The following is a 16,260-nucleotide window of genomic DNA, read 5'->3' as shown; positions in this document are numbered from 1 at the left end:
TCGCCCGCCCCCGTTCCGTGATGTCGGGCAAAACGCATCACGAAACGTTGCGGGTGGTCAATCAGAAGTTGAACATGTCCAGATGACTACATATGCGCAACGCCGCGCATACCGGATCAGCCGGGCTTGCCGTCCGGTCTCGGCGCCAGGAGCATCGGCCCGAAGACGGCCAGGAAGATCGAGAAGGCCGCGATCCAGAGCGTCGCGGCCGCAGCGAGGGACGTGCCGGCAGGCAGCACCAGCCCGCCGAAGACGCGCAGCAGCGCCGCCGCGAGCAGCAGGCCATAGGCCGCCGCCACGAGGGACGACGCCGCCAGGTCGCGCCCGGTGTGACCGAGCGTCGCCCGCGTCGTGACCGCCAGCACCATCAGCGCGATCGCGCCGGCCCCCTGCAGATGCAGCCAGGCCGCCGCCCAGGGCGCGGATGCCAGCAGGAAGGCGGCCTTCAGGAGCAGCGCGGCAGGGATCAGCCCATAGGCGGCATGCAGCACCCACAGAATCGGCTCGCGCCAGGTCCGCAGCCCGTGCCAGCGGGACAGCCGGAGCGCCGCGAGCACGCCCGCGACGGCGGCCACGCCACCCGCCAGCAGGCCGCCCGGCAACATGAGGTCCACCAGCGCCACCGCGATCAGCGCCAGCATGCCGGCCCGATCCACGCCCGGCAGCGGCCGCAGTTCCACGGGCCGGCCTGCGCGTCGCAGCCCGTTCACCGTGAAGGCCGGCACGATGCGCCCGCCGATCAGCCCGACCAGCGCGAGCGCGACATTCAGCGCCAGCATCTGCCCCATCGCCCAGCTGTCCGCGAACCAGCCGGCGGCATCGCCCAGCATGAGCAGATCACCCACCCAGAACGCCAGGACGAGCGCGGGCGGGCCGAACAGCCGCGGCGTCCGGGCCGCGACGATGGCGGGCAGGATCGCCAGCAGCAGCGCCGGGACCGGCAGCAACGCCACCGTCACGGCCAGATCGGGCGGCAACGCGACGCCCGGCAGCAGCGCCAGCCGCGCCGCCACGAACAGGACCGCCAGCCCGATCACCGGCCAGCCGGCATAGCCCGGGCGCGCGGTCCAGTTCGGCACGGCGGTCAGCAGGAACCCGCACATCGCCGCGCCGACGAAGCCCGCGATCATCTCATGCGCATGCCAACGCACGCCAGGGAGCAGGCCATCCGGCAACGACGCCCCGTGCAGCATGGCGGTCCAGGCGAGCATCGCAGCCACCGCCCAGAGGCCGCAGAGCAGGAAGAACGGACGGAAGCCGTGGCGGAAGAGCGGCACGGCGAAGGCGGTCCGGTCTGCCGCAGGGGCGTTCATGCCGGTGGCTCCGCCACCGCGCGGCCCATGGCCGGGGCCGGCGGCATGCCGCGGTCCACCTGGCGGAACGGGCCGTCCGGCCCCTCGGCGGCCTGCAACAGGCCCCAGCCGAAGTGGAAATACCAGCCATGCAGCGAGAGCCGGCCATCGGCGACGCGCTCCGCGACGAAGGGGTAGGTATGGAGGTGCCGCAAGCTGGCCAGCACCGCCGCCTGCTCGGCGCGGCGCGCGATCACCGGTCGCTCGGCCTCGGTCACCAGCCCGTCCATCTCGTCGCGCACCTCCGATGCGATCCCGACCCAGTCGGAGACGAAGTCGAAGCGCCGACCGCCATGGTCGTGCTCCAGCAGGCATCGAACGCCGGCGCAGAAGCTGTGGCCGAGCACGATCACGTGCCGCACGCCAAGCGCGACCACGCCGAACTCGATCGCGGCCGAGGTGCCGCGCGGGCGGTGGTCGGGCTCGTAGGTCGGCACCAGCGCGGCGACGTTGCGCACGACGAAGAGCTCGCCGGGCTCGGCGCCGCAGATGATGGCGGGGTCGGTGCGGCTGTCGGAGCAGGCGATCACCATCACCTCCGGCCGCTGCCCGTCGAGCAGCGTGTCGTAGAGCTCGTGGTCGTGCTCGAAATGCTGGTCGCGGAACCGGTCGAAGCCGTCCACGAGGCGGCGCAGCGCCCCGCCGCGCGACCGCGGGGGAAAGGCCGTGGCCATCAGGCAAGCCCTTCCAGCGGCAGCATCCCGAAGCGCCCGCCCGCCGCCACCGTCCCGAGCATGGCCGGGATGCGCAGCAGGCCGTCGGCCGCGGCCAGCGGCAGCAGCCGCGCCGAGCCGGCCGGGCCCGTGCGCTCCACCATCGGCAGACCCTCCTCCGTCTCGCCCACGATACGGACCGGCAGGTACTCCACGCGGCCGGGCTGGCGGGCGAAGCCCTCGGCCAGCACGCTCGGCAGCAGGCGCGGTGGTTGCGGCGGCATGCCGGCGAGGCGATGCAGCAGCGGCACGCCGAGCGTCAGCATCCCGACCAGCGCCGCGACCGGATTGCCGGGCAGGAACAGGCAGCGCGCCCCGCCGAGCCGCCCATGCGCCAGCGGCTTGCCCGGCTTCTGCGCCAGTTTCAGCACCTCGACCTCGCCGCCCGCCGCCGCGAGCGCGGCCGGCAGGTGGTCCGCATCGCTGCCGGAGACGCCGCCGGTCGAGAGGATCAGGTCGGCGCCCGCCGCGGCCCGCGCGAGCGCGGCGGCGATCCGATCCGGGTCGTCAGGCAGCAGCCCGACATCCTCGACCTCCGCCGGCTGGCCCGCGAGCAGCGCGGCCAGCATCGGCCGGTTGCTGTCCCGCAGGCCGCGCCCCGCGTCCAACTCGCTGCCGTTCGAGAGCAGCGCCACGCGCACGCGATCCCGGACATGCACCCGCCCCATGCCGAGCGCGGCCAGCAGCGCCACGTGCCGCGCTCCCAGCCGCAGCCCGGGCTGCAGCACCGCGGCCCCGGCGGCGACGTCCTCGGCGCGGCGGCGGATGTTCTGCCCCGGCCGCGGAGGCCGGCGTGCGAAAACGGCGCCGGCGCGCAGGGCCGCGTGCTCCTCCATGAGCACGGCGGCGATGCCGTCGGGGATGGCCGCGCCGGTGAGCAGCCGCACCGCCTGGCCCGCGGGAACCTCCGCGCCGGGGGCGTCACCCGCCGCGATCCGGCGGCCGAGGCGTGGCGCCGCCGCTTGCGCACAATCCGCCGCGGCGAAGCCGTAGCCGTCCATCGCCGACTGGTCGAAGGGCGGCAGGTCGCCGGGCGCGACGACGGCACGCGACAGGACGCGGCCGCGTGCGGCTTCGGCCGGAACCTCCGCTTCCCGCGCGACCGGCGCCGCGTCCTCCAGCAGGATCCGCAGGGCGATGTCGGGCGCGAGCAGCCCGTCCTGCATGTCGCAGCCGCAGGCATGCGCTCCATCTGGCATGATGCTGTCCTCAACTCCGGCGTTGCCGCATCTCGGCGGCGATGGCGTCACAGGCCGCGTCGTCCAGGACGCGGCGCGCGGTGGGCAGCACCTCCGCCTCCTCGGTGGCGAGGCGGCGACGATAGAGCTGCGCGAAGGCGAGCACCGTCGCGGCGAAGTCCTTCGGCGGGGCGTGGCCGGCCGCGATCGGCGCCAGGGCGTCGCGCAGCTTCCGGCGCAGCGCGCGCAGCGCCAGGTCCTCCGCCTGCAGCCGGACCATGAGCGCGGGCGCGGCGGCGGCCATGCGCGGCAACAGGCTGTCGGCTTCGTCGCGCAGATGGAGCGGCAGCTCGCAGGCCAGCCAGGCGACGAGCGCGCGTGCGATCGCCGGCCGGGCGGACCCCTGCGTGCGCCGCGCCAGGCGTTCGAGATGGCCGAGCAGCGCACGCTGTCGGCCATGCTCGGCGAGCAGGAAGGCGACGGGATCGGCGAGCAGGTCGGGCCCGAGGCCGCCGAACTCCGCTTCCACCGCGCCCATCGCACCCTCCCGCTACTGCACCAGGGGACCGGAGGCCGCGCCGTCGAAGGCATAGCCCTCGATCGCCGCGCGCGAGGCCAGCACCGCGAGATACTGCCGCACCGCCGTCTCCCAGGAGGCCCGGACGAGGTCGCGGGCCACCTGATCGGCCGCCCCTTCGAACGTCGCCGGCCGCGCCGGCAGGCGGCGGTGCAGCAGCACGACATGCAGGCCGTAGCGGCTGGCCACGACATCGGGGAGGAGCCGGCCGGGCTCGGCCGCGGCGAGCGCCGCCTCGAACTCCGGCACGCTGGAGCCGCGGGCGATGCGGCCGAGGTCACCGCCCTCTTCCCGCGAAGGGCAGTCCGAGTGCAGGCGTGCGAGGTCCGCGAGGCGCCACGGCGCAGCCTCGACCTGCGCGAGCAGGTCCCGCGCCCGCGCCTCGGCGGCCTTGCGTTCCTCCGGCACCTCCGGATCGGCGGCGATCAGGATGTGGCTCGCCTCCCACGCCTCGGGCCGGCCGAAGCGTTCGGGATGGGCGGCGAACCAGCGGCGGCACGCCGCCTCGTCCGGCGCGGGGAGGCGGATCTCGCGGGAGAGGAGCTCGGACACGGCATCCTCCTCCTCGGCCTCCCCTCCGGTGGCGATTCCCGCCTCGGCCGCCGCATCGAGCAGCAGCCGGCGCAGCACCAGGGCGCGCGCCGCGGCGTTCCAGGCGGCGAGGGCGCTGTCGGACGGGTGGTGCTGCATCTCGGCGGCGACCTCGCGTGCCGTGATGACGTGCCCGTTCACCGTGATGTCGTGCTCGGGCAGCAGCGGCCCCGACGGCTGAGATGCGGCGGCGGGTGCGGGTGCGGACGGGGCGGGACGGGGATGGAAGTGAACGGCCATGTCGCTCACTCCGCCGGCACGCGCGGGCGTTGTTCCGCCAGGACAGGCGCAGGCACGGGCGCCAGGCCGGGCCGCGGCACGGGGCCGGGCCGGGCCGTGGCGCCGCCGCGCAGGCGCACGATCTGCCAGGAGCGGAACAGGTACCAGACCGGTGCGGAGAAGATGTGCACCAGCCGCGTGAAGGGCGTCAGCAGGAACAGCGTCATGCCCAGCACGAGATGCGCGAGGTAGGGAAACGGCAGGCCGATCACCAGCTCCGAGGCCCGCGCCTGGAAGGTCAAGATGGCCTGGCTCCAGGCGGCCAGCGCAAGCATGATCCCGGCATCCTCATGGCCGAGCGAGAAGGGCAGCGTCACCAGCCCGAGCGTGAGCTGCACCCACAGCAGCACGAGGATCGCCATGTCGGCGAAGGTGCTGGTGCGGCGGATGCGCGGGTCGAACAGGCGGCGGTGCAGCAGCAGGCTGAGCCCGACGAAGCAGACGATGCCCGCGGCGCCGCCGCTGTAGACCGCGAGAAGCTGCTTCGTCTCCGGCCGGATCGCCCATTCGTAGCCCCAATGCGGCGTCAGCAGCCCGATCAGGTGCCCGAAGAAAAGGAAGATGATGCTGTAGTGGAACAGGTTCGAACCCAGGCGGAGCTGCCGCGCGCGCAGCATCTGGGACGAGCCGGACCGCCAGGTGTACTGGTCCCGGTCGAAGCGGATGAGGCTGCCGATCAGGAAGACGCCCATGCAGATGTAGGGATAGATCCCGAACAGGAAGCCCTGCAGATAGGCGGTGAAGCTGTCGTAGAGCTCGATCATCGCAAGGCTCCTTCAGCGGATGGCATGGCTGGCGCGCAGCGCGCGCAGGCGGTCGATCATCGCGCCCACCTTCGCGCGCGCGCCCTGCTTGTCGGGATCGGATTCGGGGCCGAAGACCACGGGCTCCGCCTCCCATGCGGCGTCGAGTTCGGCGAATTCCTCGGCGTCGCTCCGCTCCTGCTCGGAGGTGGGCTGCTGCGCGGGCCGCAGGCCGGCCTCGGCGAGCACGGCCGCGAGCACGGCGGCATAGGCGCGCGCATCGGGCGTGGCCCGGCCGAGCAGGCGCGCATGCAGCGCATCGAGGATCGGCGCGCACTGGCCGAGGAGGTTCGCGGTGACGTCCTCCCGCGTGTGGGCGCAGAATTCGAGGAACAGCGGCAGGAAGTCCGGCAGTTCGCGCGCATCGAGCGCGAAGCCGGCCTGCTCGTAGACCTGCGCCAGCTCGATCATCGCGGGGCCGCGGTTCCGGGTGTCGCCATGCACATGCTCGAACAGGTGCAGGCTGGTGCCGCGGCCTCGGTCGAAGAGGCGCACATAGGCCTCCTCCCGGTCGAGCCCGTCGCCGAGGCCGAGCCGCCGGGCGAGGCGGCCGAGGCGCGGGGCGAGATCGGCGCGGAACCCCGCCTGCGGGATCGCGCGCGCGATGTCCGGCAGGTCGGAGCGCAGCGCCGCGTCCGGATAGCGCAGCAGGACAGAGAGGATGGCGAGGCGGCGGTTCATCGTCCGGGCTCCTGCGTTGCCGCCGCGGCGGCGGCCTCGTTCGCCTCGCGGATCGCGGGCGGTGCCATGCGCCCCGCGGAGGGGCCGCTGGCGCTGAACAGGTTGCCGACCGTGCGCCCGTCGTAGCAGCCCTGGCCGAAGCTGAAGCCGCAGGACGATTTCAGGTCGAAGGCGTTCTCGGCGTATTCGCGGTGCGTCGAGGGGATGACGTAGCGATCCTCGTAATTCGCGATGGCCAGCGTCTGGTACATCGCCTCCACCTGCGACGCGGTCATGCCGACGCGCGCAAGGATCGCCGTGTCGTCACGACTTTCCACGGTGCGCGCCCGCATGTGCATGCGCATCGCCATCATGCGCTGCAGCGCGCTGACGACCGGCGCCTCCGCCCCCGCTGTGAGCAGGTTCGCGAGATACTTCACCGGGATGCGCAGCGCCTCGATGTCCGGCAGGCCGTCCTTCCAGCCGACATGTCCCGCCTCGGCCGCCGACTGCACGGGCGAAAGCGGCGGCACGTACCAGACCATCGGCAGCGTGCGGTATTCGGGGTGCAGCGGGAAGGCGATCTTCCAGTCGATCGCCATGCGGTAGACCGGGCTGCGGCGCGCGGCCTCCAGCCAGGCCTCCGGCACGCCGTCAGCGCGCGCCTGGGCGATCACCTGCGGGTCCTCGGGATCGAGGAAGAGGTCGAGCTGCTCCTGATACAGATGCTGCTCGTTCTCGACGCTCGCCGCCTGCTGGATGCGGTCGGCGTCGTAGAGCATCACGCCGAGGTAGCGGATGCGGCCGACGCAGGTCTCGGAGCACACCGTCGGCTCGCCGGCCTCGATGCGCGGGTAGCAGAAGATGCACTTCTCCGCCTTCCCGCTCTGCCAGTTGTAGTAGATCTTCTTGTAGGGACAGGCCGAGACGCACATGCGCCAGCCGCGGCACTTCTCCTGGTCGATCAGGACGATGCCGTCCTCCTCCCGCTTGTAGATCGAGCCCGACGGGCAGGAGGCGACGCAGGCCGGGTTGAGGCAGTGCTCGCACAGCCGCGGCAGGTAGAACATGAAGGTCTTCTCGAACTCGCCGTAGATCCGCTTCTGGATCCCGTCGAAGTTCCGGTCGGCGCTGCGCTTGCGGAACTCCGTGCCCAGGATCTCCTCCCAGTTCGGGCCCCACTTGATCTCCATCCGCTCGCCGGTCAGCAGACTGACCGGGCGCGCGACGGGCATCGTCTCGCTCTCCGGCGCGGTCTGCAGGTGCGTGTAGTCGAAGGTGAAGGGCTCGTAGTAGTCGTCGATCTCCGGCAGGTTCGGGTTGGCGAAGATGTTCGCCAGGATGCGCCACTTCGCGCCGATCTTCGGCTGCAGCGTGCCGTTGCGCTTGCGCGTCCAGCCGCCCTTCCACTTCTCCTGGTTCTCCCAGTCCTTCGGATAGCCGATGCCGGGCTTGGTCTCCACGTTGTTGAACCAGGCGTATTCCACGCCTTCGCGGCTGGTCCAGACCTGCTTGCAGGTCACGGAGCAGGTGTGGCAGCCGATGCACTTGTCGAGGTTGAGAACCATCGCGATCTGCGCGCGGATCTTCATGGTCTGATCTCCTTTCCCGGTCCGCGCTTCACTCGGCCGCCCGCAGATCCGCGGCCTGCGGCGTGATCCTCGGCCCGTCCATCCAGTCAACCTTGGCCATCTTCCGCACGACCACGAATTCGTCGCGGTTGGTCCCGATCGTGCCGTAGTAGTTGAAGCCGTAGGCGAGCTGCGCGTAGCCGCCGATCATGTGAGTCGGCTTCACCGTTGCCCGCGTGACGGAGTTGTGGATGCCGCCGCGGGCATGCGTGATCTCGCTGCCCGGCACGTTCACGATCTTCTCCTGCGCGTGGTACATCATGATCATGCCCTTCGGCACGCGCTGGGAGACGACGGCGCGGGCGCAGAGCGCGCCGTTGGCGTTGAACGCCTCGATCCAGTCATTGTCCTCGATGCCCATGGTCGCGGCGTCGGTCTCGCTGATCCAGACGATCGGGCCGCCGCGCGAGAGCGTCAGCATCAGCAGGTTGTCCGTGTAGACGCTGTGGATGCCCCATTTCTGGTGCGGCGTGATGAAGTTCAGCGCCACTTCCGGATGGCCGTTGGGCTTCGCGTTGTGCAGCGCCTGGTGCGCGCGCAGATCCACCGGTGGCCGGTAGAGGCAGAGCGCCTCACCGAAGGCGAGCATCCACGGATGGTCCTGGTAGAGCTGCTGCCGCCCGCTGAGCGTGCGCCACGGGATCAGCTCGTGGACGTTCGTGTAGCCTGCGTTGTAGCAGACCTCCTCGCTCTCCAGGCCAGACCAGATGGGCGAGGAGATGATCTTTCGCGGCTGCGCCTGCACGTCGCGGAAGCGGATCGCCTCATGCTCCTTCGGCAGCGCCAGGTGCCGGTGGTCGCGGCCCGTGGCCTTGCCCAGCGCCTCCCACGCCTTCACCGCGACATGGCCGTTGGTCTCGGGCGCGAGATGCATCAGCGTCTCGCAGGCGTCGATGTCAGTGTCCATGCGCGCGAGCTTGCCCTCGACGCCCGGCACCTCGACCTCGCCGTTCAGGTGGCGGAGGAAGCCGACCTCGTCGCCGGTCTTCCACGCCATGCCCTTGCCGTTGTTCCCGAGCTTTTCCATCAGCGGGCCGAGCGCGGTGAAGCGGGCGAAGGTGTTCGGATAGTCGCGCTCCACCACCGTGACGGACGGCATGGTCTTGCCCGGGATCGGCTCGACCTCGCCCTTCTTCCAGTCGCGGATCACATGCGTCTGGCCGAGCTCGGCCGGGCTGTCATGCATGAGCGGCGTGAGCACCACGTCCCGCTCCTTGCCGAGATGGCCGTTCGCCATCGCCGAGAAGCGCTTCGCGATGCCACGGAAGATCGCCCAGTCGGTGCGGCTCTCCCAGGCCGGATCCACCGCCGCGGAGAGCGGGTGGATGAAGGGATGCATGTCGGAGGTGTTGAGGTCGTGCTTCTCGTACCAGGTGGCCGTCGGCAGCACGATGTCGGAATACATGCAGGTGGTGCTCATGCGGAAATCGAGCGTCACCAGCAGGTCGAGCTTCCCCTTCGGCGCCTCGTCGTGCCAGGCGGCTTCTTCCGGCTTCGCCTCGCCCTGTTCGCCAAGGTCCTTGCCTTGCACGCCATGCTGCGTGCCGAGCAGGTGCTTGAGGAAATACTCGTGCCCCTTGCCGGAGGAACCGAGCAGGTTCGACCGCCAGACGAAGAGGTTGCGCGGCCAGTTCGCCGGATGGTCCGGATCCTCGCAGGACATCTCGAGCGCGCCCGACTTCAGCGACTGCGCGACGTATTGCGGCACCGGCACGCCGGCGGCCTCCGCGTCGGCCGCGATCGTCAGCGGGTTGCGCGCGAGCTGCGGCGCGGAGGGCAGCCAGCCCATGCGCTCCGCGCGGATGTTGAAGTCGATGAGCTGCCCGCTCAACGGCTGCGGCGCCGTCGGTGAGAGCAGGTCCTTCACCTGCACCGTCTCGTACCGCCACTGGTCGGTGTGCGCGTACCAGAAGGAGGTGCTGTTCTGCTGCCGCGGCGGTCGCGCCCAGTCGGTGGCGAAGGCAACCGGGATCCAGCCCGATTGCGGCCGCAGCTTCTCCTGGCCCACGTAGTGCGCCCAGCCGCCGCCCGATTGGCCGATGCAGCCGCACATCACCAGCAGGTTGATGATGCCGCGGTAGTTCATGTCGGAGTGGTACCAGTGGTTCAGCGCCGCCCCGAGGATCACCATGGACTTGCCGCGCGTCTTCTCGGCGTTGTCGCCGAACTCACGCGCGACCGAGACGATCTGCGCGCGCGGCACGCCGCACACGGCCTCCGCCCAGGCCGGCGTGTAGGGCGCCAGGGCGTCGTAGTTGGTGCGGCCGTCGCGCAGGACGCCGTAATTCGCCAGGAACAGGTCGTAGACCGTGGCGACGCGGGCGGAGCTTCCATCGGCCAGCGTGACGCTGGCGACTGGCACGTCATGCGTGACGGTGTCGCCAAGCGCGGTCGGATTGAAGAACTCGGGCGCGCCGTCGCCGAAATAGGGAAAGGCCACCGGCGCCGTCTCGTTCCCCAGCAGCGTGAGGCGCGGCGTCACCGCCTCCAGCGTGCGGGCGTCGCGGCCCTCCAGGTTCCACTTGCCCTGCTCGCCCCAGCGGAAGCCGATGGAGCCCGTCGGGATGTACGGGTTGCCGGTCGCATCGTCGATCGCGACGGTCTTCCAGTCCGGATTGTTCGCCTCGCCGGCATTGCCGGCCAGGTCGCTCGCGCGCAGCTGCCGGTCCGGCACCAGGCGCCCGTCGCGCTCGGTCAGCAGCACCAGCATCGGCATGTCGGAGTAGCGGCGGCAGTAGTCGAGGAAGTAGTCGCCCCTGCCCTGCGCGTGCCACTCGCTCAGGATCACATGCCCCATCGCCAGCGCGAGCGCCGCGTCCGTGCCCTGCTTCGGGTGCAGCCAGAGATCGGCAAACTTCGACGCCTCGGAGTAGTCGGGCGTGACCGTGACCACCTTGGTGCCGCGGTAGCGCGCCTCGGCCATGAAGTGGGCGTCGGGCGTGCGCGTCTGCGGCACGTTCGATCCCCACATCATGATGAAGCCGGCGTTGTACCAGTCGGCGCTCTCCGGCACGTCCGTCTGCTCGCCCCAGGTCTGCGGCGATGAGGGGGGCAGGTCGCAGTACCAGTCGTAGAAGGACATGCAGACGCCGCCGATCAGCGACAGGTAGCGGCTGCCCGCGGCGTAGCTGACCATGCTCATCGCGGGGATGGGCGAGAAGCCGATGACGCGGTCCGGGCCGTGCCGCTTCACGGTGTGCACGTTGGCGGCGGCGACGATCTCTTCCGCCTCGTCCCAGCTGGCGCGGACGAAGCCGCCCTGGCCGCGCACCTGCTGGTAGTCGCGCCGCTTCACGGGATCGTCCTGGATGGATTTCCAGGCCGCCACCGGATCGGCGTGCAGCGCCTTCGCCTCCCGCCACAGCTTCAGCAGCCGCTTGCGGATCATCGGGTATTTCACCCGGTTCGCGCTGTAGAGATACCAGGAGTAGGACGCCCCGCGGGAACAGCCGCGCGGCTCGTGGTTCGGCAGGCCGGGCCGCGTGCGCGGATAGTCGGTCTGCTGCGTCTCCCAGGTGACGATCCCGCCCTTGACGTAGATCTTCCAGGAGCAGGAGCCCGTGCAGTTCGCGCCGTGCGTGGAACGCACGACCTTGTCGTGCGCCCAGCGCGAGCGGTACGCGTCCTCCCAGGCGCGGCTCTCGGTCGTGGTCTCGCCGTGGCCGTTCGCGAAGCTGCCGGCGTATTTCCTGAAGTAGGTCAGGCGGTCGAGGAAATGGCTCATTGTTGCTTGTCCTTCCCGGTCATTCGGCAGGCATTGCGGCGGCAGGCGGCGGCCTGCGTTCGACGTCGTGCAGCAGGCCGCCGCGGCGCGTGTAGACCGCCCAGGTCACGGCGATGCAGAGCAGGTAGAAGAGGAAGAACGCCCACAGCGCGGCGAGCGGGCCGCCCGTCATGGCGATCGAGGTGCCGTAGCTCTTCGGGATGAAGAAGGCGCCGTAGGCCGCGATCGCGGAGGTGAAGCCGATGATCGCCGCGCTCTCCTTCTCCGCCTGCAGGCGCCGCGTCGTGGCATCCGCGTCGGGCATCAGGCGTGCCATGTCCTTGCCCATGATCGCGGGGATCATCTGGAAGGTGGAGGCGTTGCCGACGCCGCTTGCGAAGAAGAGGAACATGAAGGACCCGAAGAAGCCCCAGAAGGCGCCCGGCTGGTCCTTGATGCCGATGAAGTGGATCACGCCGTAGACGCCGAGCGCCATGGCGGCGAAGACCCAGAAGGTCACGCGCCCGCCGCCCCAGCGATCGGACACCCAGCCCGTCAGCGAGCGGGAGAGCGCGCCGACCAGCGGGCCGAGGAAGACCAGCTGCAGCGCGTCCACGCCGGGGAACTGCGTGCGCGCCAGCAGCGGGAAACCCGCGGAGTAGCCGATGAAGGAGCCGAAGGTGCCGGTGTAGAGCAGGCACATGACCCAGTTGTGCTTGCGCTGGAAGATCACCGCCTGGTCGGCGAAAGAGGCCTTCATGCTGGCGATGTCGTCCATGCGGAACCAGGCCGCGAAGGCCGCCGCCGCGATGAAGGGCACCCACACGAAGCCGGCGTTCTGCAGCCAGAGCGTGCCCCCGCCCTGCATCGCCTGCGGATCCCCGCCGAGCGCGCCGAACACGCCCGCCGTGATCACCAGCGGCACCACGAACTGCACCGCGCTGACGCCGAGATTGCCGAGCCCGGCATTCAGCGCGAGCGCGTTCCCCTTCTCCCGCTTCGGGAAGAAGAAGGAGATGTTCGCCATGGAGGAGGCGAAGTTGCCGCCGCCAAGGCCGCAGAGCAGCGCGAGGCCAAGGAAGATCCAGTAGGGCGTGTCCGGGTTCTGCACTGCGAAGCCGATGCCGAGCGCCGGCACGATCAGCGACCAGGTCGCGAGCGTGGTCCACAGCCTTCCGCCGAAGATCGGCGGCATGAAGGAGTAGAAGATGCGCAGCGTGGCGCCCGACAGGCCCGGCAGCGCCGCCAGCCAGAAGAGCTGGTCCGTGGTGAAGCGGAAGCCCACCTGAGGCAGCTTCGCCACCACCACCGACCACACCATCCAGACCGCGAAGGCCAGCAGCAGGCAGGGGATGGAGACCCAGAGGTTGCGGCGCGCGACGGCGCGGCCCTTCGCCTCCCAGAAGGCCTGGTCTTCCGGCCGCCAGTCCTCGATGGCGCCGCCGCGCAGCACGCCTTCCTGCGCCGGCCCGTGGATCGGCTGCATCTCCGGCAGCGCCGGCAGCTTCGCCAGTGCCGGCGCAGCGGCCTCGCGCTCCATGCGGAGGATGGCGAAGTGCATCCACACCAGCGCCACGGCGCTGATCGCGAAGAGCAGCATGAAGCAGGACTGGCGGATGCCCGTCAGGTCGTTGAGCGCGCCGAAGGCGATCGGAAGCACGAAGCCGCCAAGGCCGCCGATCAGGCCGACGATGCCGCCCACGGGGCCGACGCGGTTCGGGTAGTAGACCGGGATGTGCTTGTAGACCGCGGCCTTGCCCAGGCTCATGAAGAAGCCGAGGACGAAGACCAGCACGATGAAGGCGCCGACACCGGTGGCCAGGTGGAACTCGACCGGTCCCCGGATGCCTTCCATCACATAGGTGGTCGGCGGGTAGGAGAGGATGAAGCTCACCACCACCGAGACGCCGAGCGTCCAGTACATGATGCGCCGCGCGCCGTACTTGTCGGACAGCACGCCGCCATAGGCGCGGAAGATCGAGGCCGGCACCGAATAGGCCGCGCCGATCATGCCCGCGGTCGCGATGTCGAAGCCGTAGACGTCGATGACGTAGCGCGGCAGCCAGAGCGCCAGCGCGACGAAGGCGCCGAAGACGAAGAAGTAGTAGAGGCTGAAGCGCCAGACCTGAATGTTCTTCAGCGGCTCCAGCAGGGCCGTCATCGGCTCGGGCTTCTCGCCGGCGGCGCGGCGCGCGGCGAGCGAGGGATCGTCCTTCGTGCCGAACCAGAACACCACCGCGGTGACCAGCAGGCCCACGGCCCAGAGCTGCGCCACCATCTTCCAGCCGAAGGCGATCATGACGACGGGGGCGAGGAACTTCGTCACCGCCGCGCCGACATTGCCCGCCCCGAAGATGCCGAGGGCGGTGCCCTGCTTCTCCTTCGGGAACCACTTCGAGACATAGGCGATGCCGACGGCGAAGGAGCCGCCGGCGATGCCGATGCCGAGCGCGGCGATCAGGAAGGTCGTGTAGTCGTAGGCGAAGGTCAGCAGGAAGGTGGCGATCGCCGCCGCGACCATCACGCCGACATAGACGATCCGTCCGCCATACTGGTCGGTCCAGATGCCGAGGAGCAGGCGCACCAGGCTGCCCGTCAGGATCGGCGTGCCGACCAGGAGGCCGAACTGCGTCTCCGTCAGCCCGAGATCCTTTTTGATCTGCACGCCGATGATGGAGAAGATCGTCCAGACGGCGAAGCAGACCGTGAAGGCGATGGTGGAGAGCCAGAGGGCGCGTGATTGCGCCCCTGGCTCGGGCGGATTCGTCGTTGCGCTCATGCCCTCCTCCGGTTTCGAGCGGGATGGGCGCAACTGAGCCGCCGCGCAGCTTCGCGGGCTTGAGCCAGATCAAGTCGCGGGGAGGGGCGAGGCCAATGTTCGAGGGTTGGCGACATTCGGCAAGCCGGCCATTGGCCCGGAGCAAGGTCGCTCTTGATCTGGGTCAATTCGCACCGGCGGCCCGCCTGCCATACCGGACCGGCAGCAGGAGGACGGGACATGGGCAAGCGTGAGACGACCTACGCGATGGTCGAGCGGTCTCCGTTCTTCCAGGCCGCCGGGGCGGCCGCGATGCAGGACCTGCTGCAGCCGAGCTTCACGCAGCTGCTGCCGAAGGGGACCGTGCTGTTCGAGCAAGGCGAGGAGGCGGAGTTCCTGCACCTGCTGCTCGAGGGCAGCGTCGGGCTCCAGGCGAAGGGGGACCAGGGCGGCACGACGATCGTCGAGATCTTCGGCGCGGGGGAGATCTTCGTCGCCCCCGCCGTCGTGCTCCGCCTGCCCTATCTTCCGTCCGCCATGGCGCTGACGGAAATCCGCGTGCTGATGATCCCCGCCCAGCACTTCCGCGACAGGCTGGCTGCCTCGCTCGATCTGAGCCGCGCCACCGTCGAGCTGCTGTCACGCCATTGGCGGCTGATGGTGGACCAGGTCGTGGACCTGAAGCTGAACAGTGTCGAAGCGCGCGTCTCGCGCTTCCTGGCCAGGCGCGTGTCGGAGGAGGCCGGGGCGGGATGCGCGGCGCTGCCGGAACCACGGGCCGCGATCGCCGCGCGCCTCGGCATGACGCCGGAGACGCTCTCGCGCACCCTTGCCGCGCTGGAGACCAAGGGGAGGCTCAGGCGCGGCGCGCGCGGACCGACGGTCCGCGACCGCAGCGCCCTCGTCCACTCCTGAGCAGGCCCGGCGCTGCAACCTCCTCTTCACATTGCCCCCCTGCCGCGACGCCGCGCGCCCGGCTAGATCAGGGGAGCAACCAGGGGGAGAACACAGGGATGCGGCGTCGCAGCTTCGGTCTTGGTCTCGTCTCGCTCGCGGCGGCTGCGATCCGCCCGGCAGCGGCGCAACAGGTGTCCGGGCCGCTGGTGCTCTACACGTCGCAGCTCGAGCCCGATGCCGCGGCCACGGTCGAGGCGTTCCGGCGCCGCCATCCGGCGGTGCAGGTCGAGTGGATCCGCGGCGGCACCGGCCAGATCATGACCCGCCTCCGTGCCGAGATCGCCGCCGGCCAGCCCCGGCCGGACCTGCTGCTGCTGGCCGACAGCCTGACCTTCGAAGGACTGAAGGCCGAGGGTCGCCTGCGGGCCAGCCCCGAGGTGCAGACCGGCGGCATCCCGGCCGAGCATCTGGATCCGGGCCGTGGCTATTTCGGCACCAAGCTCATCACCACCGGCTTCATGCACCATGTCCGCGCGCCCTTCGTGCCGGCGCGCTGGACCGATCTGCTCGATGCCCGTGCGCGCAACCAGGTGGCCATGCCCTCCCCGGCCGTGTCGGGCGCCGCGGCGATCCACATCACGACGCTGGTGCAGAACCCGGCCCTCGGCTGGTCCTATGTCGAGCGGCTGGTCCAGAACGGCGTGCAGGCGCGCGGCGGCAACGGCCCCGTCATGCAGGCCGTCTCGGGCGCCGAGCGCGCCTTCGGCATCGTCATCGACTACCTGCCCATCCGCGAAGCCGCGAAGGGCGCGCCCGTGCGCTTCGTCTTCCCCGAGGACGGGGTTTCCGCGATCACGGAGCCGGTCGGCATCCTCTCCACGGCGCGCAACGTGCCGGCGGCAGTCGCCTTCGTGGACTTCCTGCTCTCCCGCGAGGGCCAGGTCCTTGCCTCCGGCCAGGGCTTCCTGCCCGCCGACCCCGCCGTGGCGCCGCCGGCCGGCTTCCCCGACCCGCGCAGCATCAAGGTGATGCCCTTCGATGCCGCCCGTGCGGCACGCGAGCAGCCCGAGATCCTGCGCCGCTTCGCCCAGCTCGCGGGCGGGTAAGGGCCGCGCCGG

12 protein-coding genes are annotated in these 16,260 nt (G+C 70.6%); 2 read left to right on the top strand and 10 right to left on the bottom strand.

What is annotated here, in order from left to right; all coding sequences use genetic code 11:
* Window positions 1–116: 116 nt before the first annotated feature.
* From DFH01_RS20120 to DFH01_RS20075, 10 genes are read right to left on the bottom strand one after another with little or no spacing between them, the layout of a single operon-like run.
* A complete protein-coding gene (locus DFH01_RS20120) occupies window positions 117–1,313 on the bottom strand; it encodes an NnrS family protein (RefSeq protein WP_109872244.1) in 1,197 nt (398 codons plus the stop codon).
* Complete coding sequence (locus tag DFH01_RS20115) at window positions 1,310–2,026, bottom strand: carbonic anhydrase (protein WP_109872243.1); 717 nt, start codon at window positions 2,024–2,026, stop codon at window positions 1,310–1,312. Before DFH01_RS20115 ends, DFH01_RS20120 begins: the two co-directional genes overlap by 4 nt.
* Window positions 2,026–3,264, bottom strand: a complete 1,239-nt coding sequence (locus tag DFH01_RS20110; protein WP_109872242.1) for a molybdopterin molybdotransferase MoeA — start codon at window positions 3,262–3,264, stop codon at window positions 2,026–2,028. Before DFH01_RS20110 ends, DFH01_RS20115 begins: the two co-directional genes overlap by 1 nt.
* 10 nt (window positions 3,265–3,274) lie before the next feature.
* Window positions 3,275–3,781 (bottom strand): hemerythrin domain-containing protein, encoded by a 507-nt coding sequence (locus tag DFH01_RS20105; RefSeq protein ID WP_109872241.1) that lies wholly within the window; start codon window positions 3,779–3,781, stop codon window positions 3,275–3,277.
* Window positions 3,782–3,793: 12 nt separating this feature from the next.
* The gene (locus DFH01_RS20100) at window positions 3,794–4,651 is read right to left on the bottom strand and encodes a peptidylprolyl isomerase (protein WP_109872240.1); all 858 of its coding nucleotides are present in this window, start codon (window positions 4,649–4,651) and stop codon (window positions 3,794–3,796) included.
* Between the two features lie 5 nt (window positions 4,652–4,656).
* Window positions 4,657–5,454: a respiratory nitrate reductase subunit gamma gene (narI, locus tag DFH01_RS20095; protein WP_109872239.1), complete on the bottom strand. Its 798-nt coding sequence runs from the start codon at window positions 5,452–5,454 to the stop codon at window positions 4,657–4,659.
* Window positions 5,455–5,466: 12 nt separating this feature from the next.
* Window positions 5,467–6,174, bottom strand: a complete 708-nt coding sequence (narJ, locus tag DFH01_RS20090; RefSeq protein ID WP_109872238.1) for a nitrate reductase molybdenum cofactor assembly chaperone — start codon at window positions 6,172–6,174, stop codon at window positions 5,467–5,469.
* Window positions 6,171–7,745: a nitrate reductase subunit beta gene (gene narH / locus DFH01_RS20085; protein WP_109872237.1), complete on the bottom strand. Its 1,575-nt coding sequence runs from the start codon at window positions 7,743–7,745 to the stop codon at window positions 6,171–6,173. Before narH ends, narJ begins: the two co-directional genes overlap by 4 nt.
* A gap of 28 nt (window positions 7,746–7,773) precedes the next feature.
* Complete coding sequence (locus tag DFH01_RS20080) at window positions 7,774–11,508, bottom strand: nitrate reductase subunit alpha (RefSeq protein ID WP_109872236.1); 3,735 nt, start codon at window positions 11,506–11,508, stop codon at window positions 7,774–7,776.
* A 19-nt stretch (window positions 11,509–11,527) separates the two neighbouring features.
* The gene (locus DFH01_RS20075) at window positions 11,528–14,266 is read right to left on the bottom strand and encodes a nitrate/nitrite transporter (protein ID WP_109872235.1); all 2,739 of its coding nucleotides are present in this window, start codon (window positions 14,264–14,266) and stop codon (window positions 11,528–11,530) included.
* 219 nt (window positions 14,267–14,485) lie between these two features.
* On the opposite strand from DFH01_RS20075, the gene DFH01_RS20070 reads away from it, so the two are divergent.
* Together DFH01_RS20070 and DFH01_RS20065 are read left to right on the top strand one after the other, a co-directional pair.
* Window positions 14,486–15,160, top strand: a complete 675-nt coding sequence (locus tag DFH01_RS20070; RefSeq protein WP_109872234.1) for a cyclic nucleotide-binding domain-containing protein — start codon at window positions 14,486–14,488, stop codon at window positions 15,158–15,160.
* Between the two features lie 98 nt (window positions 15,161–15,258).
* A complete protein-coding gene (locus tag DFH01_RS20065; protein WP_109872233.1) occupies window positions 15,259–16,248 on the top strand; it encodes an ABC transporter substrate-binding protein in 990 nt (329 codons plus the stop codon).
* Window positions 16,249–16,260 lie beyond the last annotated feature (12 nt).

Source organism: Falsiroseomonas bella (assembly GCF_003173615.1).
Classification (GTDB): domain Bacteria; phylum Pseudomonadota; class Alphaproteobacteria; order Acetobacterales; family Acetobacteraceae; genus Falsiroseomonas; species Falsiroseomonas bella.
This window is presented reverse-complemented; position numbering and strand designations above follow the sequence as displayed.